General features: G+C 56.2%; 24 protein-coding genes. 8 read left to right on the top strand and 16 right to left on the bottom strand.

Annotated features, from left to right (window positions below; translation table 11 throughout):
- Positions 1-28 precede the first annotated feature (28 nt).
- The 5 genes from ABJI08_RS16755 to mazG all read right to left on the bottom strand — a co-directional run bounded on the left by ABJI08_RS16755 (position 29) and on the right by mazG (position 5061).
- A complete protein-coding gene (locus ABJI08_RS16755) occupies positions 29-1438 on the bottom strand; it encodes a protein adenylyltransferase SelO (RefSeq protein ID WP_348402991.1) in 1410 nt (469 codons plus the stop codon).
- A gap of 74 nt (positions 1439-1512) precedes the next feature.
- Complete coding sequence (locus tag ABJI08_RS16750) at positions 1513-1965, bottom strand: GNAT family N-acetyltransferase (RefSeq protein ID WP_348402990.1); 453 nt, start codon at positions 1963-1965, stop codon at positions 1513-1515.
- The gene (locus ABJI08_RS16745) at positions 1962-2903 is read right to left on the bottom strand and encodes a nucleoside hydrolase (protein ID WP_348402989.1); all 942 of its coding nucleotides are present in this window, start codon (positions 2901-2903) and stop codon (positions 1962-1964) included. Before ABJI08_RS16745 ends, ABJI08_RS16750 begins: the two co-directional genes overlap by 4 nt.
- Before the next feature lie 235 nt (positions 2904-3138).
- Positions 3139-4152, bottom strand: a complete 1014-nt coding sequence (locus ABJI08_RS16740; RefSeq protein WP_348402988.1) for a Fe(3+) ABC transporter substrate-binding protein — start codon at positions 4150-4152, stop codon at positions 3139-3141.
- An 81-nt stretch (positions 4153-4233) separates the two neighbouring features.
- Positions 4234-5061: a nucleoside triphosphate pyrophosphohydrolase gene (mazG, locus tag ABJI08_RS16735; RefSeq protein ID WP_348402987.1), complete on the bottom strand. Its 828-nt coding sequence runs from the start codon at positions 5059-5061 to the stop codon at positions 4234-4236.
- A 62-nt stretch (positions 5062-5123) separates the two neighbouring features.
- Between mazG and ABJI08_RS16730 the strand changes: the two genes are divergently transcribed.
- Both ABJI08_RS16730 and ABJI08_RS16725 read left to right on the top strand, forming a co-directional pair.
- Complete coding sequence (locus ABJI08_RS16730; protein ID WP_348402986.1) at positions 5124-6284, top strand: M20 aminoacylase family protein; 1161 nt, start codon at positions 5124-5126, stop codon at positions 6282-6284.
- 239 nt (positions 6285-6523) lie between these two features.
- Entirely contained in the window at positions 6524-6928 is a 405-nt protein-coding gene (locus ABJI08_RS16725) for a DUF1499 domain-containing protein (protein WP_348402985.1), read from the top strand.
- Here ABJI08_RS16725 and ABJI08_RS16720 read toward each other — a convergent pair.
- Positions 6851-7114 carry a hypothetical protein gene (locus tag ABJI08_RS16720; RefSeq protein WP_348403029.1) on the bottom strand — a complete coding sequence of 88 codons (264 nt, stop codon included), beginning with the start codon at positions 7112-7114 and terminating at the stop codon, positions 6851-6853. The two genes, ABJI08_RS16725 and ABJI08_RS16720, sit on opposite strands and share 78 nt — an antisense overlap.
- A 106-nt stretch (positions 7115-7220) precedes the next feature.
- Here ABJI08_RS16720 and prfA point away from each other — a divergent pair, with 106 nt between their 5' ends.
- The 3 genes from prfA to ABJI08_RS16705 all read left to right on the top strand — a co-directional run bounded on the left by prfA (position 7221) and on the right by ABJI08_RS16705 (position 9953).
- Entirely contained in the window at positions 7221-8273 is a 1053-nt protein-coding gene (prfA, locus tag ABJI08_RS16715; RefSeq protein ID WP_348402984.1) for a peptide chain release factor 1, read from the top strand.
- Positions 8270-9097, top strand: coding sequence for a peptide chain release factor N(5)-glutamine methyltransferase (gene prmC, locus ABJI08_RS16710; RefSeq protein WP_348402983.1), 828 nt, complete (start codon positions 8270-8272; stop codon positions 9095-9097). Before prfA ends, prmC begins: the two co-directional genes overlap by 4 nt.
- A gap of 220 nt (positions 9098-9317) precedes the next feature.
- Complete coding sequence (locus ABJI08_RS16705) at positions 9318-9953, top strand: DUF4167 domain-containing protein (RefSeq protein WP_348402982.1); 636 nt, start codon at positions 9318-9320, stop codon at positions 9951-9953.
- A gap of 54 nt (positions 9954-10007) precedes the next feature.
- Here the strand turns inward: ABJI08_RS16705 and rsmA are convergent, their stop codons facing one another.
- From rsmA to lptF, 6 genes are read right to left on the bottom strand one after another with little or no spacing between them, the layout of a single operon-like run.
- Positions 10008-10847 (bottom strand): 16S rRNA (adenine(1518)-N(6)/adenine(1519)-N(6))-dimethyltransferase RsmA, encoded by an 840-nt coding sequence (gene rsmA / locus ABJI08_RS16700; protein ID WP_348402981.1) that lies wholly within the window; start codon positions 10845-10847, stop codon positions 10008-10010.
- A 34-nt stretch (positions 10848-10881) separates the two neighbouring features.
- Positions 10882-11850, bottom strand: a complete 969-nt coding sequence (gene pdxA, locus ABJI08_RS16695) for a 4-hydroxythreonine-4-phosphate dehydrogenase PdxA (protein WP_348402980.1) — start codon at positions 11848-11850, stop codon at positions 10882-10884.
- Positions 11847-13085: a peptidylprolyl isomerase gene (locus ABJI08_RS16690; RefSeq protein ID WP_348402979.1), complete on the bottom strand. Its 1239-nt coding sequence runs from the start codon at positions 13083-13085 to the stop codon at positions 11847-11849. Before ABJI08_RS16690 ends, pdxA begins: the two co-directional genes overlap by 4 nt.
- 1 nt (position 13086) lies before the next feature.
- On the bottom strand, positions 13087-15225 hold the full coding sequence (gene lptD / locus ABJI08_RS16685; RefSeq protein ID WP_348402978.1) for an LPS assembly protein LptD: 2139 nt from the start codon (positions 15223-15225) through the stop codon (positions 13087-13089).
- On the bottom strand, positions 15222-16319 hold the full coding sequence (lptG, locus tag ABJI08_RS16680; protein WP_348403028.1) for an LPS export ABC transporter permease LptG: 1098 nt from the start codon (positions 16317-16319) through the stop codon (positions 15222-15224). The genes lptD and lptG overlap by 4 nt, the downstream gene beginning before the upstream one ends.
- On the bottom strand, positions 16316-17434 hold the full coding sequence (gene lptF / locus ABJI08_RS16675; RefSeq protein WP_348402977.1) for an LPS export ABC transporter permease LptF: 1119 nt from the start codon (positions 17432-17434) through the stop codon (positions 16316-16318). Before lptF ends, lptG begins: the two co-directional genes overlap by 4 nt.
- A gap of 127 nt (positions 17435-17561) precedes the next feature.
- On the opposite strand from lptF, the gene ABJI08_RS16670 reads away from it, so the two are divergent.
- On the top strand, positions 17562-19037 hold the full coding sequence (locus tag ABJI08_RS16670) for a leucyl aminopeptidase (RefSeq protein ID WP_348402976.1): 1476 nt from the start codon (positions 17562-17564) through the stop codon (positions 19035-19037).
- A gap of 4 nt (positions 19038-19041) precedes the next feature.
- On the top strand, positions 19042-19503 hold the full coding sequence (locus tag ABJI08_RS16665) for a DNA polymerase III subunit chi (protein WP_348402975.1): 462 nt from the start codon (positions 19042-19044) through the stop codon (positions 19501-19503).
- On the opposite strand, the gene ABJI08_RS16660 is transcribed toward ABJI08_RS16665, so the two are convergent.
- The 3 genes from ABJI08_RS16660 to ABJI08_RS16650 are packed head-to-tail and all read right to left on the bottom strand — an operon-like array spanning position 19500 to position 22601.
- On the bottom strand, positions 19500-20081 hold the full coding sequence (locus tag ABJI08_RS16660; RefSeq protein ID WP_348402974.1) for a TIGR02281 family clan AA aspartic protease: 582 nt from the start codon (positions 20079-20081) through the stop codon (positions 19500-19502). The genes ABJI08_RS16665 and ABJI08_RS16660 overlap by 4 nt on opposite strands.
- Positions 20082-20119: 38 nt before the next feature.
- On the bottom strand, positions 20120-20737 hold the full coding sequence (locus ABJI08_RS16655; protein ID WP_348402973.1) for a MarC family protein: 618 nt from the start codon (positions 20735-20737) through the stop codon (positions 20120-20122).
- Between the two features lie 16 nt (positions 20738-20753).
- The gene (locus tag ABJI08_RS16650) at positions 20754-22601 is read right to left on the bottom strand and encodes an ABC-F family ATP-binding cassette domain-containing protein (protein ID WP_348402972.1); all 1848 of its coding nucleotides are present in this window, start codon (positions 22599-22601) and stop codon (positions 20754-20756) included.
- A 131-nt stretch (positions 22602-22732) separates the two neighbouring features.
- Here ABJI08_RS16650 and ndk point away from each other — a divergent pair, with 131 nt between their 5' ends.
- Positions 22733-23155, top strand: coding sequence for a nucleoside-diphosphate kinase (gene ndk / locus ABJI08_RS16645; protein WP_348403027.1), 423 nt, complete (start codon positions 22733-22735; stop codon positions 23153-23155).
- 78 nt (positions 23156-23233) lie between these two features.
- Here ndk and ABJI08_RS16640 read toward each other — a convergent pair whose 3' ends face one another.
- Positions 23234-23566: a TfoX/Sxy family DNA transformation protein gene (locus ABJI08_RS16640; RefSeq protein WP_348402971.1), complete on the bottom strand. Its 333-nt coding sequence runs from the start codon at positions 23564-23566 to the stop codon at positions 23234-23236.
- Positions 23567-23630: the final 64 nt, after the last annotated feature.

Below are 23630 nucleotides of genomic sequence, written 5' to 3'. Positions count from 1 at the left end.
TGATGGGTTTCGTTTCAATGCAGTTATGTCAGGTTCCGCAAAAAGTCTGTTTGACCCGCTCGGCTTCGATCGGCGGCGTGGTCAGGTCCGAATATTGGCGGTCATCGGCATAGGGCGCTGACAAGGCCTGCATCAGACGGTTGAACGGCGCATAATCGCCTTGCAGGGCGGATTGGATCATGTGTTCGACCCTGTGATTGCGCGGAATAAGGACTGGGTTGGCCGCATTCATCGTCTCATCCGGACTACTGTCTTCATGTGCCAAACGGCGCTGCCATTTGTCGTGCCAGTTGGTGAATGTTGCCTTGTCATCAAATTGTGTCGCCGCTGACGGATCAGACAAAGATCGGAACGTATTGGTGAAATCCAGCCCCTGTTGTTCCATCATGTCCAAGAGGTCTTGAACCAGCGCGGCATCTTCAGGTTGTTGGGACGTTAGCCCGATTTTGGTCCGCATCAGTTTTTGGTGATTGGCTTCGATCTGGGCCGGCATGGAATGCACGGCGGCGGTGAATTCCGTCACGGCCAGGTCCTGATCGGGCATCAACGGGACCAGCGCCGTGGCCAGTTGCGCCATGTTCCAAACGATGATTCCGGATTGGTTCCCAAAGGCATAGCGGCCCTGGCGGTCAATCGATGAAAACACGGTCATCGGGTGGTAGGCATCTATGAACGCACATGGCCCATAGTCGATGGTTTCGCCGGAAATCGCGCAATTATCGGTGTTCATGACCCCATGAATAAAGCCAACCGACATCCAATGGGCGATCAGGCGGGACTGGGCAGCAATCACTGCGTTCAGAAAATCTGTGGGTGATCGGGATTCCGGATAGTGGCGGTCTACTGCGTGTTCATACAATGCCTGCAGGCCTGCGATGTCGCGCCGTGCGGCCACGGCCTGAAACGTGCCAACCCTGATGTGGCTGCTTGCGACGCGCGTCAGAATCGCGCCCGGCAGGGCCGTTTCGCGGTAGACCGCTTCGCCTGTTTCCACAGCAGCCAAGGCGCGGGTGGTTGGGATGCCAAGGGCATGCATCGCCTCGGACACCAGATATTCGCGCAGGACCGGACCGAGCCAGGAGCGTCCGTCGCCACGCCGTGAATAGGCCGTCGGACCAGAGCCCTTGAGTTGAATGTCAAATCCGTTGGATTCCCCTAATAAAACGGCGCGTCCATCGCCCAGCTGAGGATTCCAGCCGCCGAACTGATGCCCTGCATATAGCTGGGCCAGTGGTTGCGCGCCTTCGGGAACCGTCGATCCAGAGAAGACCGCGGTCAAATCCGCGTCGTCGAAATCTCCTGTGAATCCAAGGTCCTGGGCCAATGCATGATTGAAAGCCACCAACCGGGGGGCCGCCACAGGTGTTGGCGATTGCGCAGTAAACAATTGCGCGGGCAGGCGCGCATAGCTGTTGTCGAATGGGATGTGCAGGGTCATGCACAAAAAGATAGCTTCTGAATGCAGGAATACCAGAGCTGTATTAAATTTCTGCTAATGGTGCGCAAGTCAGTTCAGGTCAACAGCCGAGTCATGAGCATATAGCGGTCGCGCGGACGAAATCCTGCCCGGGTATAAAGCCGTTGCGCGGCGGCATCTTCACGGTCGACTTCCAGATGAAAGGCGCGAATTCCGGCATCAGACAAGGCCTTGGGCAAGGCAATCAAGACATCGCTGCCAACACCACGACGCCGCACACCGGGGCGAATAAAGAATTCGTCTACAAAGGCGTCCAAGCCACCAAATTCGACGGACCAGCTAAAGGTTACAATGACATAGCCGACAGGCGCGCGACGTGGACCGAGTATGTAGATGGCACCATATGGCGATCCTTCGAGCAGCGGGATCAGCGCGTTTTGGCGGGCGTCTTCATCCTGATCAATTTTCATCTCAGCGTGAAATGCGGCGACCAGTTTGGCGAGCGGGGCCAGATCGTCGGGTCCGGCAAGATGAAGAGCGGTGCTCATAGTCGTGCAAGCCTTTCTGTCAAAAGGGAAAAGAAGCCGTCGGCATCAATATCCCCCATGAATGTTGCGTTGGGTGGGCGTTGGGTCACGCCCCACCAATCGGCCACAGTCATACCCATGGTCAGTTCGGATTGCGTTTCGATTTCCACATTGATGTGGCGTCCGGAGAACAGATCGGGGTTGATCAGATAGGCCGTGACACAGGGATCATGCAGCGGTGCGCCTGCTGATCCGTATTTTTCCTTGTCAAATCGTTCAAAGAAATCAGTCATTTGCGCGACGGCCTTGCCAACGGGCGTGCCCAGTTCGCGAAACGCATCATTGCGGAATTTGGTGACAAGCGCCTTGTGGGTGACGTCCAGCGGCATGACCGTGATTGGCGCACCGGCGCGGAACACAATATGGGCGGCTTGCGGGTCGACATAGATGTTGAATTCGGCGGCTGGGGTGATGTTTCCAACCTCGAAATATGCGCCCCCCATAAGCACAATTTCCTGAACCTTTTCAACGATATCCGGGGCTTTCTCAAACGCCATTGCGATGTTGGTTAAAGGGCCCAGCGGACACAGTGTGACGGTTCCGGCATCGTGCGTGCGCAGTGTTTCGATGATAAAGTCGACGGCATGTTGATCCTGTAGCGGCATAACGGGATCAGGCAGGTCGGGGCCATCAAGGCCGGTTTTGCCATGCACATGTTCCGCAGTGACCAGATCGCGGCCCAGTGGACGGTCACATCCGGAAAACACCTTTACATCAGTTTTACCCGCTAACTCACAGACAATAAGTGTATTTTTCTGCGTTAATGGCAGAGGAACATTGCCAGCGACAGCCGTGATGCCCAGCACGTCAATGTCTTCGGGACTGGCCAGAGCCAACAGGATTGCGACCGCGTCGTCCTGTCCGGGGTCGGTGTCGATGATGATTTTTCGCGCGCTCATGGCTGGTCCTCGTCAAGATTGCGGCCACAGTGTCAAGTGCCTGCGCGCTTGGCAAGCACGTCCCGTCAGAGGGTGCAAAAAAGCCCGGCAAAGGTGGATCGGCAGCGCATCGGTTCTACGTCGGTATTGCGTCGGTGTTGTTTTCCTAACTCAGCAGGTTAGGGCGCGGGCGATGCGAAAAAAGAGACGGCACCCGAAAGCGCCGCCTCTTCTTGCGAGTAATGTCTTGAGACTATCAGCCGTCGAAATCGACTTCTTCGGTGATGCGTAGGGCGGCACCGCGATTGCCCGCCAGCGTCATCAGGTTGACGTCGTCAGCCGTGAAGCTGCCCCAGCCTTCGACCAGAGGGTCGGCCTTGGTGCCGGGTGCGATAGGGTATTCAAAGTTGGCCTGGGCATAGATTTCCTGAGCTGTGGGTGAGGTCAGGAATTCCATCAGCTTCAACGCGTTTTCAGGGTTGGGAGACGCTTTGGTCATGGCAACGCCAGAGATATTTACGTGGGTGCCGCCATCCTCAAAAGTTGGGAAAATGACGTCAACGCTGTCGGCCCATTCTTTTTGCTCTTCGTCAGCCAACATTTTGCCCATGTAATAGGTGTTGCCGATGGCGACGTCGCATTCACCGGCCCAGATCGCCTTGACCTGTGCGCGGTCGTTGCCTTGCGGTTTGCGGGCGAGGTTGGATTTGAGGCCTTCCAGCCAAGCTTTGGCACCTTCTTCGCCGTGATGTTCTACGACGGCCGAGGTCAGCGCGACATTGTAGGCGTGTGTGCCCGAGCGGGTGCAAATGCGGCCCTGCCATTTAGGATCAGCGAAGTTTTCGTAGGTTGTAATTTCGCCATCTGCGACGCGTTCTTTTGAGGCATAAGCGATGCGTGCGCGGGTTGTCAGCCCGTACCAGTGCCCGTCGGGGTCCTGATATTGCGCTGGCACGTTGGAAGACAATGTTTCGCTGTTCACGGGCTGTGTCAGCCCGGCGTCAACAACGCTGGCCAGACGCGAAATATCAACGGTCAGCACCACATCCGCGGGAGAGCGGTCGCCCTCGGCCTGAAGACGTTCGACCATACCTTTTTGCAGGTAGGCCACGTTCACTTTGACCCCGGTTTCGGCGGTAAAGGCGTCGGTCAGCGGCTTGATCAGCTCTGGCTGGCGATACGAATAAATATTGACCTCTTCGGCAAGGACAGGGGTGGCCACGGCCAGAGCGGCGGCTGCGAAGAAGGAGGTTTTAAGTGGGTTGGTCATTGCTCAGCTCTTGTGGTTGCAATTCGGTTGCGGCAGCTTAAACCTGACTTTTTTACTAAGGTCAATACCTGAATAAAACATTCAGGTATTATTTGCGGCTTTTTCTTCGGCTTTAATAGCGTTCCAAAGGGCGTCCATATCCTCAAGCGAGGAGTCTTCGGGGCAGGCGCCGCGCGCGGCCAAACGGGTTTCGATTGCTTCAAAGCGGCGAATGAATTTCTGGTTTGTGCGGCGCAGGGCGGCTTCGGGGTCAACATGCATGTGGCGTGCGAGGTTCGCCATGACAAAAAGCAAGTCGCCAAATTCATCTTCGACTGCGTCCTGGGTCAGCGTATCGCGGGCTTCGGCCAATTCGTGTGCCTCTTCGGTGATCTTATCAAGCACGTGGCTGGCATCGGGCCAGTCAAAGCCAACGCGTGCGGCACGCTTTTGCAATTTCACGGCGCGCAGCAGGGCAGGCAGGCCAACGGCAACGCCATCAAGTGTGCCGCCCTGTGCTTTGCCAGCGCGTTCGGCGGCTTTGATGGTTTCCCAGTCGCGAGTTTGTTGTTCGGATGATTTATCGCGCGACTCGTCACCAAACACATGCGGATGGCGGGCGACCATTTTGTCGGACATGGTGTCGGCGACATCGTCAAACGAGAACAGACCCTTTTCAGCAGCCATTTGGGCGTGAAAGACCGATTGGAATAGCAGATCGCCAAGTTCGCCTTTGAGTTCGTCCCATGATTGTCGCTCAATTGCATCGGCGACCTCGTAGGCCTCTTCAATGGTGTAGGGCGCAATGGTCGCGAAATCCTGTTCGATGTCCCACGGGCAGCCTGTTTCGGGGTCACGCAGACGGCGCATGATTTCAAGCAGACGCGGCATACCGCCATTTGGGTCATGGATCAGCGGGTCTTGGGCCATTGCGATAAGTTCCTTTTTGCGGTCTGCTGTAGTTGAGGGAAAGTCGTGCGGGGAGTCCAGACATGCCAGTAGTTAACCGGATTGCGGATTATGCGGAAGATATGAAGCGCTGGCGCAGGTATTTGCATCAGCACCCGGAACTGGAGTTCGCCTGTCACAAGACAGCGGCCTTTGTGGCGGAACGTTTGCGCGAATTTGGTGTCGACGAGATCCATGAGGGTATCGCGACCTCGGGCATTGTGGCGATTATCAATGGTCAGGGTGATGGGGATACCATTGGGTTGCGCGCGGATATGGATGCGTTGCCGATGCAGGAGATGACTAAGCTGGATTATGCGTCGACCGTGCCGGGAATGATGCATGCATGCGGCCATGACGGGCATACAACGATGTTGCTGGGAGCGGCGCGGTATCTGGCGGAAACGCGTAAATTTTCCGGTCGGGTGGCGTTGATATTTCAGCCGGCCGAAGAAGAAGGCGGTGGTGCGGACATCATGGTGCAAGAGGGCATCATGGATCGGTTTGGCATTTCGCAGGTTTTCGGCGTTCACAATATTCCGGGGCTGGAGTTCGGGCATTTTTACACCACGCCGGGACCAATCATGGCGGCTGTGGATACGTTTGAGATCAATATACAGGGGCAGGGTGGGCATGGTGCTTATCCGCAAGACACGATTGATCCGGTGGTGATTGCTGTTGCGATGGTGAATGCCATACAGACCATTGTCAGCCGTAATCACGATACGCGCCAGCAGGTGGTTGTGTCGGTGACGCAGATCCATGCAGGCACGGTTAACAATGTGATCCCGGATGTGTCTTATCTGAATGGCACAATTCGCACGTTTGACAAAGACGTGCAGCAGATGGTGCACCGCCGGTTGGACGAGATTGTGCAAGGGACGGCAGCGGCCTATGGGTCGACGGCGGAAATATCGATAGAAATCGGCTATCCGGCGACGGTTAATCATGCAGCGGAGACCCGGTTTGCGGCAGATGTGGCGCGCGAAGTGTCCGGCGCAAACGCGGTGGCGGACGCTGTTGATATGGAGATGGGGGCGGAGGATTTTGCCTATTTTCTGGAAGCGCGTCCCGGGTCGTATTTGTTCTTGGGGGCCGGGGACGGCGCAGGGTTGCATCACCCGAAATACAATTTCAACGATGATGTGGCGCCTGTGGGAGCTTCGTTTTTTGCCCGTATTGTGGAGAGGGCGCAGCCTGTGTAGCTGGATGGGGATTTGCATGGCAGATCGCCCACCCACCCACCCCGATCCGCCATGCAAATCCTGGAAATGGGAGCGGTGCAACATTTTCACTCGATAGGAGACGCGCGGTAGATTTCACTTGTAACCTGCGGTTTTTGTCGTTCTTTTGGCTCTGCCTTCAGGCGGGTGCCGGTCTACTTTTCGCAGCCGCCGCATGTTTTAGAAGAAGGCTGGTCCAGAAAGGAAAGGACGTGCGCAAAATGGTGGTTGTCTGGCTGCTGATTGGGGTGTTTCTTTCGGCTTTTGCCTATATCCGTTTGGCGCCCAGCGATCTGACGCGGTGGCATCAAGTGCCCGAGATCACGGCCGACAAAGGGTTTGCAAATGGCTTGACGCGGGTTGTTGTGATTGGCAAAGACGGGCTGCGCAGATTTGCGGATGTGGTCGAAGATGATCCGCGCTCACATGTTCTGGCGGGCAGCGTTCAGGAGGGGATGATAACCTTTATCACCCGCAGCCGCACAATTGGATTTCCCGACTACACCACAGCCATTCAAGACGGTGAAGAGCTTAAAATACTGGCGCGATCACGCTTTGGGCGGAAGGACTTTGGTGTCAATGCGGAGCGTGTTGACCGCTGGATTGCGGCTTTGACCGCCTTTTAGCTCTGAGCTGAAGCAGCCCGGAGACACCTCGCGCCACATCGGCACATTCAGCGACATCTGACATTGTGCCATAAACATACGACCGTCCACCTGAAGGCAAATGGTTTCCCCAACCTCAATCCGCTGGCCCTGTTTGTCTGTGCAGTAGCAATCGACCGGAACACCATTTATGAAACCGTCCGACATTACGGGCGATGCCACAAGACAAAGAAGGATGACAATCCGTTTCATGCAGCAAGTATACAACGTAACAGGCTCTTGACCAAGTCCGCGGATTGTCCCAGTTAGCCCCATGGTTCCAATAGAGCGTTTAGAACAGATCACCCAGCGTTTCGAGTTTCTTGAAGCGCAGATGGCGGAAGGGGGCAGCGCGGATATTGCGGCGCTGGCCAAAGAGTATTCGGATTTGCGTCCGGTGGTCGAACAGATCGTCGCGTATCGAAAGTTGCTGGCCGACATTGTGGACGCCGAGGACATGTTGGCGGATCCGGATATGAAGATGTTGGCAGAAGAAGAGCTGCCGACGTTGCGTGCGAGTGTGCCTGACGCAGAACATGCGTTGCAATTGGCGTTGTTGCCCAAGGACGCGGCGGATGCACGGCCGGCAATTCTGGAAATTCGCCCGGGCACCGGCGGCGATGAAGCGGCGTTGTTTGCCGGGGATTTGCTGCGGATGTATCAGCGATATTGCGAAGCGCGCGGTTGGAAGCTGGAAATTCTGGAAGAGCAGTCAACCGAGCTGGGTGGGATCAAGGAAGTTGTGGCCCATGTCAAGGGCGTCAATGTGTTTGCGCGTCTGAAATACGAAAGCGGCGTGCATCGCGTGCAGCGGGTGCCGACAACCGAAAGCGGCGGACGCATTCATACATCCGCGGCAACTGTCGCGGTTTTGCCCGAAGCCGAAGACGTAGATATTCGCATTGATGCCAATGATCTGCGGATTGATACGATGCGGTCCTCTGGTGCGGGCGGGCAGCACGTGAACACCACGGATTCGGCCGTGCGGATCACGCATTTGCCGTCCGGGGTTGTGGTGACGAGTTCCGAAAAATCCCAACATCGCAATCGGGAGATCGCGATGCAGGTTCTTAAGACCCGGTTGTTTGATCTGGAACGTCAGCGGATTGACAATGAACGTGCGGCGAACCGGGCCGGGCAGGTGGGATCAGGCGATCGGTCTGAGCGCATTCGCACGTATAATTTTCCGCAAGGACGCATGACGGATCACCGGATCAACCTGACGCTTTATAAGCTGGATCAGGTGATGCAGGGCGATCTGGACGAAGTGATTGACGCGCTGACAGCAGATGCGCAGGCGACGTTGCTGGCGGAGATGGAAGGGTGAATGTAGGCGCGGCTTTGCGAATGGGCACTCAGATGCTGCGCGACGCAGGCATTGCAGACCCGGCGCGAGACGCGCGCAAACTTATGGCCAGCCACCTTGAAATTGAGGCGGGGCGATTGACGCTGCATTTGGCTGATGAATTTGACGACTTACCCGAGGTCGGGTTCTTTGCTGATATACTTGAACGCGGCAAGGGTATGCCGGTGTCACACTTGTTGGGTTGGCGAGAGTTTTATGGGCGTCGTTTTTCGGTTTCGTCCGATGTGCTGGACCCCAGACCAGAGACAGAATCCCTGATCGAAGCGGCCCTGGCGTCGTCGTTTTCCGACGTTCTGGATCTTGGGACCGGGTCCGGGGCAATCATAGTTACGTTGTTGGCAGAGCGCCCGGATGCGGTTGGAATTGCGACGGAAATATCATCCAGGGCATTGGCCGTTGCGCGGGAAAACGCCACCTCTCATCAGGTCGAAGACAGAGTCCAATTTGAGGAATGCAGCTGGTTTTCAGCCATTGGTGGCCAGTTTGATCTGATAGTGTCAAACCCGCCCTATATTGCGTTGGACGAAATGGACAGGCTGGCGCCAGAGTTGAGTTTTGAGCCGAGGATGGCGCTGACAGATGAAGGCGACGGGCTGGCGGCATATCGCGTGATAGCGCGCGATGTCGGGGATCATCTAAAGCCCGGTGGTCGGTTGCTGGTGGAAATCGGCTGGCAACAGGCAAAGGATGTTCATGCGCTGTTTCAGAAGGCCGGATTGACCGATATTCAGGTTATCCCTGATCTGGATGGCCGTGATCGTGTGGTTTCGGCGCGAAAATACTGAAATAGTTTGCGATATTTTTGCAATATCGTGTTTTCCTCGCAAAAGACACTTGCCCCGCAGGGCAAGGCAGATTAGTCAGGACGTGTCTTATCGGTGGATGCCAAACTTGGCGGTCCCGGAGGACACCAAGCCACAAATTGTCGCAACCGGTTTTTCAGAGCGCACGAGGCGCGACACGGCAAAAGCGACTGCAATTGATTAAGGCTGGATTGCAAGGATTATGAGATCTTCCAAATCACGTTCGCGGAACAAGTCTAACCGCAATCGCCCTACTTCGGGCAATATCGTCAACCGTGTGTTTGACAGTTCGGGGCCCGAGGGCAAAGTGCGCGGCACCCCGCAACAGATTATAGACAAATACAACCAACTGGCGCGTGATGCCCAGTTGGCCAATGACCGGGTTGCGACGGAGAATTTCCAGCAACACTCGGAACATTATCTGCGTTTGTTGAACGAAGCGCAGCGCGAGCAAGAGGCGCGCCGCGAAGAGCAGGAGCGTCAGAACCGCGAACGCCAGGCCGAGCGTGATCGCGAGCGTCGCGACCGGATCGAGCGTCAGGAACGCGAAGCCAACAACAATGAGGCCGCGCCTAAGCCAAGCGATGTGGTTCTTGACCCGTCCGAGGCTGAACAGCCGGATATGATTGTGGATGCACCGCAGTCCGATCTGGTGGAGACGCCAGAAGCAAAAACCGAGGAAAAACCACCCCGGACGCCGCGCAAATCCACGCCGCGCAAACGCGCGCCTGCGCCTCGCAAAAAGAAGAGCGATGAGCCCAAGGCAGAGGCCGTGGCCGACGCAGAACCTGCGGCAGCCGAAAAAGCGCCAGTGGATGAAGGTAAAGCGGCAGAGTAAACGCCGCCGATTAACACAGATTATTTGAGGAAGCCCGGTTCGAGTGACCGGGCTTTACTTTTTGAACTGACGGGCCAGCGCGCAGAACTGCTCAAGGCTGACTTGTTCGGCGCGTTCAGTGGGGTCAATTCCGGCCGCAATCAGGCGATCCTGAATATCGGGTGCCTGTCCTTTGAGGGCCGCGCGCAACATTTTGCGACGCTGGTTGAAAGCGGCCGCCACAATCCGGCTAAGCGTCGCGGCGTCCGCCGGAAAGCGGGGTTCTGCAAGAGCGGTCAGATGCACCACTGCTGAGCTGACCTTGGGCGGTGGGGTAAACGCGCCGGGTGGCAGGGACATCACGATTTTGGCTTCGGCGCGCCATTGCGCCAACAATGCCAGACGCCCATAGGCTTTGCTGCCGGGTTGGGCGACAATGCGTTCGGCCACTTCGCGTTGAAACATCAACGTCAGGCTTTGCCAATAAGGCGGCCATTCCTTTGGGGTGAGCCAACGCACAAGCAATTCGGTGCCCACATTATAGGGCAGGTTGGCCGCCACATGGATTGGTGGTGTCAGGTGGCTAAGCGGATTGATTTCCAGCGCGTCGCCATTGATAACCTGCAATCGCCCCGGATAGGCAGCTGAAATTTCCTCAAGCGCGGGCATACAGCGGGCGTCTTTTTCGATGGCAAGCACTCGGCGGGCACCTTCGGCCAACAATCCGCGGGTCAGCCCACCGGGGCCCGGTCCGATCTCCAAAACGTCAGCTTCGCTGAGGTCTCCGGCCTGACGGGCGATTTTAGCGGTCAGGTTTAGGTCGAGCAGAAAGTTCTGGCCCAGAGATTTGCGTGCAGACAGGCCATGGGTTTCGATCACGTCACGTAGCGGGGGCAGGGTGTCGATGGCGCTCATAACGTTATTATACCAGTTTTGGCCAATTCAGGTGTCATGTGGTGTGCGCCATTTTATAAGCGAGGCGCAGCGCCTCGATCGTGCTGGTTGGGTTGGCCATGTTTTTACCGGCGATATCAAAGGCGGTGCCGTGATCCGGTGATGTGCGAATGAAGGGCAAGCCAAGCGTCACATTCACGCCCCGGTCAAAGTCCAGTGTCTTGATCGGGATCAGCGCCTGATCATGATATGCACACACGGCAACGTCATAGTTCTGGCGTGCCGCAGCGTGAAACATCGTGTCGGCAGGCCAGGGGCCGGTTACATCCATACCTTCGGATTGAAATTCGGCTATGACAGGCGCGATGATCGTGGCGTCTTCGTGCCCCATGGCCCCACCTTCGCCGGCATGCGGGTTGAGACCCGCAACGGCGATGCGTGGATTGGTCAGACCAAATTGGCGGGACAGGCTGTCTGCGGTAATGCGCAACGTGTCACGCAGCAGATCAGGCGTAAGGGCAGTCGGCACGTCGGCGAGCGGAATATGGATGGTGGTTGGCACCACGCGCAACTGATCAGATGCCAGCATCATAACCACGCGGTCGACGCCGCCCAGATAGGCAAGGTATTCCGTATGGCCCGGCCATGGAAATTCCGCGCCGTCCTTGAGTGCCTTTTTGTGGATTGGTGACGTGCACATGGCGGCGGCTGATCGGCACATGACGAGATCGGCAGCACGTGAGATTACTTCGACCACACCTTCGGCGTTTTCGGGATCGGGAGTGCCCGGTGTGATTTTTCCGAAAAACGGATGCGGCAACACGGGTAACGCGTCAGGCATCAGGACAATGGCCTCGGCGGGGTCCTGAATGACGGATGAGGGCACAGTGCCGGGTAAATGATCAGGGTCAGCGATCAGGAAAAACGGCAGGTCGTTGCGCAACGCCGACCACGCCTTTTCTGCCAGTTCCAGGCCGATGCCTGCGGGTTCGCCGCAGGTCAGTGCAATTGGGGAAACCGTCATTTTTGAACAATGATGGCTTCGGCGCGCAGTTGAGCCAGGTAGCTGTTGGCAAAGGATGCAAGACGCTGTTGGCGCAGCGCAGCGGCCACGTCTTCGCGCGACAATTCTTCGCCAAGCTCGGCCGTGCGGCCACACATCATCAGAAAGATCAGCATCTGGCGGTTCTGCGTGGTCAGCGCGGTGGAGACTTCGTTGTCATCCAGTTTGGCCAGTTCAAGTGCAACGTCGCGGGCAATTTCACCGGGTGCCTGTGCTTCGCGAATAAGCGAGCCCTGAGGCATGTCCTTGGCGATACCGTAAAGGTCGTCGCAGCGATCGATCCGGTCGCGCATTTCAGTGGCCTGGGCCAAGGTCTCGGCGGTGCGACCACCGGGCAGGTACAACATCGCATAGTCGATGGCGGAATATTTTGGCGACGGTGCGCTGGTTTCTTCGATGCCGCGCATCTGAAACAGCGCAACCGCGTTGGGAAGCTGTACCGGATCAGAAACTTCGCCCGGGCCAAGCGACGTGATCAGCGGGCGCAGATTGGCTGGCAGGTTGGTGATCGACATCCAGTTGATCTTGCCGCCGTCAACCTTTGTTTTGGATCCTGAATAGGTGCGGGCGGCGGCTTCGAAATCGGCAAAACTGCGAATTTCCGAAAGCTGCGTGGCCAGGCTGTCGACCTGTTCGCGGGTTTGTGGCGTGGTCGGAATGACAATTTCCGACAGCAATACCCGGATGCCACCAGTCCCGGAATTGGCGGCGATGGCGCGGTCGATTTCTTCTTCGGTGATCTGGACCTGAGAGCCGTACCGGTTCTGGATGACGCCCTGCCATGCAATGCCGGAAATCGTGAAGCTGCGGATGGTTTCTTCGTCGACGCCCTCTGCGGCCAGCGCCTTGATAAAGTCTTCGGGTTTCATGTTGACGCGCTTGGCCATTTGACCAATGGCCGACTGAATGCCGCCTTCGTTGGGTGAAATGCCCGCGATTTCGGCAGCCTCAAGCTTGAGCCGATCTTCGATCAGCTGTTCACGGGACAGTTTACGTGCATCGCCTGGCGTGTTCATGATCGCGAGCAACAAGGCGCGCTGTTCAATCTCGTAGTAAGAAATCACCCGGTCGTTCACCTGAATGGCTGGTGAAAACGCACTTTGCGCGAACGATGCGGTTGCCCCGAACAAACCAAGGGCAGCAGCGGCGATACCAAGTATAAACCGAGACGTCATATCTGTCTTCTTCCTGCTCATTCTACGTATGTCCGCATGTGCGGTCGTAGCTTCTGTTGCCTGACTTGATGGAAAAGCCCAAAAGGGCGAGAGACAGGCCGATATTTGTGCTGGATTGCACAGTAGTGGATGTAGAGAACCGGCGCGAGACTGAAAGTTCGACCTTCACGCATTCGTTTCTGTATTCAACCCCGACACCAGCTTCAGCCGTGCGTCCGCTTCCGGCGTCATAACGCCAGTCAAACAGGCCGGTCCAGTGACGCGCGATCCGGTATTCGCTGTCGATTGTCCATTCTGAAAGGATCGAGTTGCGGTCTTCTGCCGGATCAACACCGAGCCAGACATAGCTGGCATCAAGTTTCAGTTTCTTGTTGTTCCAACCTGCCCGTGCCGCCGCCTTGGTCAGCCCGTTTTCATGGTCGAACAATGTACGCGCGGTCAGATCAAACCCGTTCTTTGTGATGATTTGACCAGCCAAAAGAAAGTCAGACACCGTTCCGGATAGGCCGGAAGATTCCGTGAAATCGACCTGATTTTCCTGATGATAAACCTGCCCGATTGTGAAATTGCCGCGCCAGCCTTTGGTTGTTGTGCGCGCCCAATTCAAACCAATTGCACCAGACAGGCCGCGTTCGCGGCGGTCATATGAAGGAAACCGAGACAGGGAAAGCAGGTTGCCTTCGTCAAATTCAACGCGGGTGCTTTCATCGTTGGCGATGTCCAGATTATTGCCACCTGTCCAGCCGATCTGGGCGACAGGTTCCAGACGATAGGTGGCACCATCAGCCCCTTGTTTGGTCATCGGATAACCGAATTGCGCCGCGACGGTTGGCGTAAATGCCTGATCATAAGAGGCGACGGTGGAATCGTCTTCGGTACGATAGGCATCAAAGGCCAGTTCGCCGATGATCCCAGCCCGCAGGCCGCTTGGCATAGTCCAGTTTCGTTTCCACAGCAGGGCGGCGTTGAGGCGTGCGACGTCGCGGCCATCTACATCCAGATCGGATTCGCGTACGTGGGCGTGCGTTTCGAGACTAGCCCGCAACTCGCCACCAAGTGCGGTAGGGAAATACCTGCGTTCCGTTTCAGCAACAGCCACCATTGTGGGCAGCGTGCTGTTGTCTTCGTTTTCCCGCAACGAATGATAATGTAACAATGCAAACCGGGTGTTTTCGTCGCGTTTGGCGCGCCGGGCGGTAATATCGCTGACCAGTCTGTCGTCATCCGAGTAATCGTAGTCTGTCAGATAACTTTCGTCGGTTACGGCCTTAAGATCAAAGGTCAGTTTGTAGTCGCGCGGCAGATCAAACTGACCATCGACAAAGATATATGCACGGGTTTCACCCGGGAGAATAGTGTCGTCAGAGATCGCACCATTGATATAAATACGTCCCTTTTTGAACGCCTGACGATAGCGAAATTCGAGCGTTTTTGTTTCTGACGATATATATGGCGTGAGCGTAAGATCCCGGTAATTGCCCAACGTGAAAAAGTAAGGGAATTTCACACCATAACTAAGCTGGGACGTTGAATTGATCGTCGGGATCAAAAAACCGTTTGAGCGATCCAGCGTTGGATCAGGCAGGCGCAAATGCGGGAAATACATGATTGGCACATCACGTACCAGCAGGCTGGCGTGATCAAAGTATATCTGGCGTTCTTCCTGATCATGGACAACGCGGCGTGCCCGGATATGCCAAAGAGGCGCACCTTCGGTTTCGCAGACCCGGCAAGACGTGACCGAGGTCTTGGTCAGAATGTTGTAGCGCCCTTCGACACGGTCAAGCTGATTGGCGGCCAATTGAACCTGCTGATTCAGGACGACCCTCGCGCTGCGCAAAATCCCGTTTTGAAACCCCTTGTCCAGTTCTGCGGATGACGCAACAATCGTGGCTTCTTGACCTTGGATAATGCGAATTGGGCCAGTGATATAAACCTTGTCAGCTTTTTGGTCGTAGACAATTTTGGGCGCGAGGATACGTGACCCGTTCATCAGCGCCTCAACATGTCCTTCGGCGGTCAGGATCGACTCTCCGGTGACATAGACGTGGTCCGCCACAAGCATAACATCCCCATCATCAGACTCGGTCTGAGCGAGGGCGGGCAATGCCAGGAAAACCAGCAGTAGCAAGCTGGACAGATGACGAAGGGCAGCGTTCATCCGTCCTCCATATGCAACAATAACCCGAGTGCCAACATGACACTGGCCACGGGGGGCGCCCATGCCGCCAGTTCAACGGGAATCTGCCCATTTTCCCCAAGAATCTGGGCAAAGTTTCGTATGAAATAGAGTGCAAACCCGATCAGGACTGAGGCAAGAACAGCAACGCCAGTATTGCCAAACCGAGTGTGACGCATGGTAAAGGCTGATGCGATCAAAACCATGGCCATCAGAAAGACGGGTTGTGCCATTTCCATGTTAAACCAGACGATGTGGCGACGCGCTGAAAAACCTGCTTCTTTGAGTTCTTCAATGAATTCAGGGAGTTTCCAGATTGAAATGGCCGCAGGCGTGCCAAACCTGTCACGAATTCTGTCTGGGGTTAAGGTGCTGCTGAGGCGCAATATGTCATGCGATACGGCGTTGGTTTCCGCGTTGACCCCATGCACCAGAGGCCACGCCTTGGCGTTGGTCAGTTCCCAGGCGCCTTCAACAAGCCGCGCAGATTCCGCTTCAATCCGGGTTATGGGACCGCCGTCTTTCGCGTAAACAACGATGGTGACATTCTGAAAGATGGTTGCGTCTTGATTGGTCTGGACAGCGTGAATGACCGCCTGACCCTGTTCGCCACCCTGACGTAGCCAAAGGCCTTCGCTGGACAGTGATAACGCACTGCGGCCCCCGGCGCGCATTTCATCGGACAACTCGTCGTATCGCACAGTTGTGGCAGCAACCACAGGGTTCAAGGTTGTCACCGCGAAGATGCCGATCAGCAAGGCGACAATCACTGGAGATAGCAATGACAATATGGCAGACCGCCCGGCGGCGCGGACAACCACAAGCTCTGACGTGCGTGCAAGGGTGATAAAAAGCGCAACTGTGGAGAGGATGATAATGAGAGGAAGAAGTTGATACAGCCCCTCTGGTGTACGCAGCAAGGTCAGAAACACGACTGCCGCGAACCCGACTTCTTCGACATCAAAACGGCGCAATTGTTCCATCAGGTCAACCAGCGCCATAAGTACGAAAAAGACGGTCAGCAGACCCAGGAAAATCCAGATGAACTTGCGTGCAAAATAGAGGTGGATTGTCATGTCGCCAACCTTCTGCGCCATTGGATCGGGTGGGACGCGAGATATAGCAGGCCAATGACCAAAATCGTGCCTGTGACGGCAGGTAAGTACATGAGCGGCCACATGTCAGGATCGCTGCGCACGGGATCTGTTACGGCGCTCTTGAGCATTTCAAGTGCGACGAGCGCGATGAAGGCGATCAAAATCTGGCGCCAGACACCAAAGCGGCTATACCCGCCGACCAACAACATCGCATAACCGATCAATGCAAAAACAATCGCCGTCAGCGACTGCGCAAAACGGGCATGGCCTTCATAGACGACACGCCCCCGGTCAACGGACAACTCCTCGGCCACAGCTGCACTGTTGAACACCAGCTGCATGGTAGGCAGATGTTTGATTTCACGCTGTTGAGCGCTGTCCTGGCTTATCATCCCGCTGATATCATAAGAAAAATCGGAAAAGTTAGTAGTAGTAAGCTGACCATCTTCTTCGTCATAGACCTGGGCCAGACCACTGACCATAACCAGCTTTGGGCCGGTTTCATCCTGTACAAGATAGGCTTTTTCAGCGGTGTAGGTTGTGGTCTGGTCGGTCGCGCGACGGTCGGACAGAAACACATCCAACAGCACGCCGTCAGGGGCAATCTCGCGGATATAGAACGTGGCCCCTTTGGCCGGGTGCAGAAATGTGCCTTCGCTGAGCAACCGTGCGGTGATGTTTTCAGCAATTTCCTTTTGCCTTTTCTCCATCTCAACAAGGCTGGCGGGAACCAGATAATGTGTCAGCGCGGACATCATGACCACGACAATCATTCCGAAATACAACACAGGCCGGGCCAGCCGCCACGGGCTGAAACCGGTGGCTTGCATGACGGTCAGTTCGCTTTCGCTGGACAGTCGGTTGATGACATAGACGGTCGCTGCAAAAACTGCCAATGGCAGCACAAGCCGGATGACGTTGGGCAGACTGAGAACGGTCAGTTCCAGAAATACAGTTGCATTCTGACCGCTGGCGATCAGTTGATCAAACAACAACACCGCACGATTGACCCAATATACCGACACCAGAACCAGTGCGAAAAAGCCAAACAAAGTCAGGAGCTGCGACAGGATGTATCTGTCGAATCGTCCCACTGCTCAAGAATCCCCCAAGTCTTCTTTTGAGCGGACATTAAAGGAAATGAGACACTGGGAAAACTGCTATCTGGTCAAGCCGCGCGACGCGAGATAGGTCTTGTCCGACAGAACAGGGAGTTTGAGCGTGTCAAAACCGGTGAGCCTTTCTTTTGAAGAAACGAATCTGGACCTTATTGCCGAAGCCGAAGGGCGCGTTTGCGTGCTGGTGCCGGTCGAAGGTAACCTCGGGCAGGAAGCCCGGCGGGTGAACCGGCTGACGCGGGGTGCGGTCGAACGGATGCGTGCGGCAAAATCTGAAGGTGCCAATACCGGTGACGTTATTACAATGGCATGGCCTTCGGGCATGGCCGCAGAAGCGGTAGATATCGTATTTTTGCCGCGCCAGTGTTCGTTTCAGGAGGCACGCGAGGCGGGGGCAAAGATTGCCCAGAAGCGGGGCGAACAGCCTTTGTTGGTGTTGGCCGGAAACCACCGCAAAGCCGCCGAAATCGCAATGGGCATTGCATTGCGCGACTATGGGTTTGACGATCACAAGACTGCCGAGGCATCTGAGGATGCGCGCACGGTACGCATGATGGTGTCCAAACCCGACGAAATCAAAGCAGCCGCTGATCCATTACTGGCCGTGGCAGAGGGCGTGTTTTTCACCCGCGATCTGATAAACGAACCGGCCAATGTTTTGACCACAACTGAGTTTGCCAATCGGCTGGACGCGATGCAGTCGATTGGGCTGGACGTAGAGGTGCTGGACGAAGACAAGCTGGCCGAGCTTGGCATGGGCGCGTTGTTGTCTGTCGGGATCGGGTCTGACAGCCCGTCGAAAGTTGTTGTGATGCAGTGGAATGGCGGTGAAACCAATGCCGCGCCGCTGGCTCTCGTCGGCAAAGGTGTGGTGTTTGACACCGGCGGGATTTCGCTGAAACCGGCGGCGGGCATGGAAGACATGACCATGGATATGGGCGGGGCCGGTGTTGTGGCGGGTGTGATGCGCGCACTGGCGCTGCGCAAAGCCAAAGCCAATGTTGTCGGGCTTGTGGGTTTGGTCGAAAACATGCCCTCGGGGCGTGCGACGCGACCTGGCGATGTTGTGACATCGATGAAGGGTGACACGATCGAAGTGATCAATACGGATGCAGAGGGTCGGTTGGTGCTATGCGACGTGATGCACTATGCGCAAGAACGGTTCAATCCGGCGGGCATGATTGATCTGGCGACGTTGACCGGTGCGGTCATCATCGGGCTCGGGCATGCAAATGCCGGTGTTTTTGCCAACGAGGACATGATCTGTAACCAATTCCTAAAGGCTGCTGCCACCGAAGGCGAAGGCGCGTGGCGTATGCCATTGGGAAAAGCTTATGCGGATCAGTTGAAATCGCGGGTTGCCGATTTGAAAAACGTTGGCGGGCGTCCGGCCGGGTCGGTGACAGCAGCAGAATTCCTGCGCCGGTTTGTGCGGGATGGGATGCCGTGGATTCACCTTGATATTGCAGGCGTGGCCAGCGTTAAAACGGCAACAACATACGCCCCGGCAGGCGCCACAGGCTGGGGTGTGATGGCGTTGAACCGGTTGGTTGCGGATCAATACGAAGTTTCGGAGTAGGGTTTTGGGCGCGGTCTATTTCTATCATCTGACACAAGCACCGTTAGAAGTGACGTTGCCGCGCCTGTTGGACAAGGCACGTGGTGCCGGGTGGAAGATATTGATCCGGGGCCGCGATCCGCAAAGGGTGGACTGGCTGGATCAAAAGCTCTGGCTGCTTGGCGACGAGAGTTTTTTGCCCCACGGGCAGGCGGGCGGGCCACATGATGCGTTGCAACCTGTGCTGTTGAGCGCAGGTATGGACAACGCAAATGGGGCAACCTGTGTCATGACCATTGATGGCGCAGAGGTTCTGGCGGACGAGGTCAACGCAGCGGATCGGGTCTGTGTTCTGTTTGACGGGCACGACATTGAGGCGGTGCAACAGGCGCGGGTTCAATGGAAAACCCTGACAGATGCCGGGTGCAGCGCGCAATACTGGTCCGAAGAAAGCGGAAGCTGGCAGAAGAAAGCCGAAAGCGGCTAACGGGTCAGGATCATTCGATTGCCCGAGATGGTGATCTGATCATAACGCTGCAAATAGGCCATTCCCAACAAGGATTGCCCCATCTCACCGCCATTGATGCGCGCGGACACATTGTGGTCCTCGATGCCTTCCAACGCGACACGTTTTAGGGTGACAGGTGCGGTTTTCACCTCGCCATTGGCGGTCATGGCGCGCCCGTAATAGGGCAATGTGTCCGGGTCAAACCCAACGCGGCGCGCGTCTGATTTGGACAGCACAATATCTGAGGCCCCGGTATCAACAATGAACGTCACAGGCGCGTCGTTCACATCCAGTGTCAGGCGGTAATGACCATCCTGACCACGTGGGATTTCTATGCGACCAGAGTCGGAAAACACGGACTGCGTTGGTATTACGGTTGAACGGATATCGTCCCACAAGCCAACGACGGCGATCACACCAAGAAAGATAAGTCCCCACAAAACAGCATGTTGCATGGTTTTGCCCAGGCTTTGCCGGTTGGAGCCGAAAAACCAGAACGCCACAGCGGAGGTCAAAAGGACGAGGTAGGCAAGATTGCCAAGTTCAAGACTGCTCATGACAAAGATATAGGGTGCCGTCGTTCAGGAAGGAAGTGTCAGGCAGCAAATCCGAAATCGCGCAGGCCTTCGAGGATGAATTGCACCGACAGAGCGGCCAGAAGCATACCAAGCAATCGAGTGACCACGGTGATGCCGGTGCGCCCCAAAAGACGCTCAAATAACCCGGCCATCAAAAAGAAGCCGAGGACAACGACAAGAACCGCAAGGGCAACCCCCAGGATCAGAAAGGTGGACTGTACGCCTGGGTATTGCCCGGCCAAAAGAATGACGGTGGCGATGGATCCCGGCCCGGCGATCAGCGGAATGGCCAGTGGAAAGACGGATGGATCGGGGTGGTCATCTTCGTCGGCGCGATCTTCGCGACGTTTGTTGCGACGTTCAAACAGCATATCCAGCGCCGTGAGAAACAGCAAAGCACCGCCGGAAATGCGAAAAGCGGGCATGGAAATGCCGATGAAACCCAGCACGGCCTCGCCAAAGAAGGCAAACAGCGCCAAGAGACCAAAAGAGATAAAGCAAGCCCGTATCGCAATTTTGCGCCGCGTGTCTGCCGGAACCCCCTGGGTCAGCGCGACAAACATCGGCATCAACCCAATTGGGTCGATAATCACAAATAACGTGACAAACGCAGTGATGAGGGCGGAGGTTTCCATCTGAATAACCTAGCGGTCAGGCTTGCGCCTTTTCAAGTTTTTCCAGCGCGCGCATCCACAATTCCTCGGCACGATCCTGAGCGTCGCGTACTTCGGCGTATTTGCGTTGCCAGACTTCCATTTCGCCCAGCTTGCCGTCTTCGTAGATATTTGGGTCGGCCAGCTTTTTCGCTAGCTTTTCGTTCATATCGTTCAGTTTTTCAACGCGTTGTTCGCATTTTCGCACGTCGGACTTGAGCGCCAGAATGTCGTCGCGCGTTGCTTTTTTAGGCGCGGCTTTCTGTTTGCCTTTACCCGCAGGCTTGTCGGCACTGAGCAACAGTTTGCGATAGGCAGGCAAGTCGTCTTCATACGGTCTGACGGTGCCGTCCTGCACAAGCCACAGCCGGTCCGCGACAAGGGTCAGCAAGTGCATGTCGTGGCTGACCAGAATGACGGCGCCTGAATAGGCGGTCAGCGCTTCGACCAACGCTTCGCGGCTTTCGATATCAAGGTGGTTTGTTGGCTCATCGAGGATCAGCAGATGCGGGGCATCCAGTGTGGCCAACAGCAGGGACAGGCGTGCTTTTTGCCCGCCCGACAGGCGGCCCACTTCGGTTTCAGCTTGCGCAGCCCCAAGGCCAAAACCCGCCAGACGGGCGCGCAAGCGGGCCTGACCTTCCGCCGGGCGCTCGCGCATCAGGTGTTGGATTGGGGTCTCGTCGACATACAGTTCATTGACCTGATGCTGAGCGAAGAAACCGATGCGCAGTTTGCTGGACTTGGTGAACTTGCCGCTCATCGGATCCAGCCGGCTGGACAACAATTTGGCCAGCGTAGATTTACCCTGACCGTTTTTACCAAGCAGCGCGATCCGGTCGTCCTGGTCAATGCGCAGGTTCAGATTTTTCAGAACAACGGTTTCGCCATATCCGGTTGAGCCACCTTCAATGGCGATGATCGGGGGGGACAGCTCTTCGGGTTTTGGAAAGGTGAACACCACGCGCGCGGCGTCTTCGGGTGCCGTGATCGGGGTCATTTTTTCCAGCATTTTCACGCGGGACTGGGCCTGTTTGGCTTTGCTGGCCTTGGCCTTGAAACGATCCACAAAGGCCTGAAGATGTTCACGCTGCGCCTGTTGTTTCTTGGCGGCGGCGGTTTGAACTGCGCGCTGTTCGGCGCGTTGGCGGGCAAACTGGTCGTATGGGCCGGTGTAATAGGTGAGTTTGCGTTCATCCAGATGCAGGATGGCACCAACAGACCGGTTCAGCAATTCTCGGTCGTGGCTGATGATCAGGACGGTGTGGGGATATTTGACCAGATAGTTTTCCAGCCACAGCGCGCCTTCGAGGTCGAGATAGTTGGTCGGTTCGTCCAACAACAGATAGTCAGGCTGCGAAAACAGCACTGCCGCCAGGGCGACACGCATGCGCCAGCCACCCGAAAAGGCAGAGCAGGGCATTTGCTGTTCGGTGTGATCAAATCCCAGACCTTTGAGGATAGACCCGGCGCGGGCTTCGGCGCTCCAGGCATTGATGTCCGCCAGACGGGTCTGAATATCAGCGATGCGGGTCGCATCTGTAGCGGTTTCGGCCTCGGCCATCAGTTCGGCGCGTTCGGTGTCTGCGGCCAGCACCGTGTTGAGCAACGACACTTCGTTGCCCGGCACCTCTTGGGACACGCCGCCAATGCGGGCGCGCCGGGGCAGGGAGATTGTCCCGCCCTCAAGGGCCAGTTCGCCGCGGATCAGGCGGAACAGCGTGGTCTTACCGGCGCCGTTGCGTCCGATCAGACCGACTTTGTGACCCGGTGGAATGGTGGCGGAGGCGTCCTGAAACAGGGGGCGGCCTTCGACGGAATAGCTGATGTCTGAAATCTTGAGCATGTGGGACCGTTTGACGGAACATGAGAGCCGCGTCAATCACCGCTTTTCAAGGCTGTGATCTCATGGTATCGGAGCGCAAATTTGAACGCGGCGCGGGTATTTCGCCCGTCCCGGATAATGGAGATACTCACATGGCGCTGGAACGCACCTTTTCAATCATCAAACCCGATGCCACCCGCCGCAACCTGACGGGTGCGATCAATGCAAAATTCGAGGAAGCCGGTCTGCGCATTGTTGCTCAGAAGCGCATTCACCTGACCAAAGCGCAAGCTGGTGTTTTCTACGCCGTACACGCCGAGCGTCCTTTTTATGACGAATTGTGCGAATTCATGGCATCTGCCCCGATTGTTTGCCAGGTTCTGGAAGGCGAAGGCGCCATTGCGAAAAACCGTGAAGTCATGGGCGCAACCAACCCGGCAGACGCAGCAGCTGGCACCATCCGCGCTGAATTTGCTGAATCAGTTGGCGAAAACTCGGTTCACGGTTCGGACGCACCGGAAACGGCAGCTGTTGAGATTTCGTATTTCTTCTCAGGTCTGGAACTGGTGGGTTGATCGGATCGGGTCGCTCACGCGGTCCGGATCAATGACACATCAATGACCATTGTCGGAATATTTTCGGCACATCAGAGTTCAGCGGCGTTTTTCGATAACGCCGATTCTATTGAGGGCCGCTTCGAGATCGGAGCGGCCTTTGTCGTGCGATTTAGCTTTGATTGCATCAAAGCGCTTGCGCAGTGCTTCTTTTTCTTTGCCCTTGCAGTCATTCCATGGGCGGCCCTGAAGCCCCATAACCAGCACGTAATAGCCAATGAAATGCGGCTTGGTTCCGGCTTGCAGAAGTTTTGCATAGGTTTCATCCGGGCCAAGATCGCGCAGTTGCTGAGCCGAGGTGATGCCGACGCGCGCGCAGGCTTCCTCGTAAGCGGGGCCAAGGTTTCGAATGGAAGATACCGGTTCGGACATACCGTGAACATACCGGGATGATAAGCGGATTCAACCGACAAAAATCAGATCATGGCCCAATCAG

The organism is Shimia sp. (genome assembly GCF_039969785.1).
GTDB lineage: Bacteria > Pseudomonadota > Alphaproteobacteria > Rhodobacterales > Rhodobacteraceae > Shimia.
The sequence above is the reverse complement of the archived record's forward strand: the minus strand, read 5'-3'. Positions and strand labels throughout refer to the sequence as shown.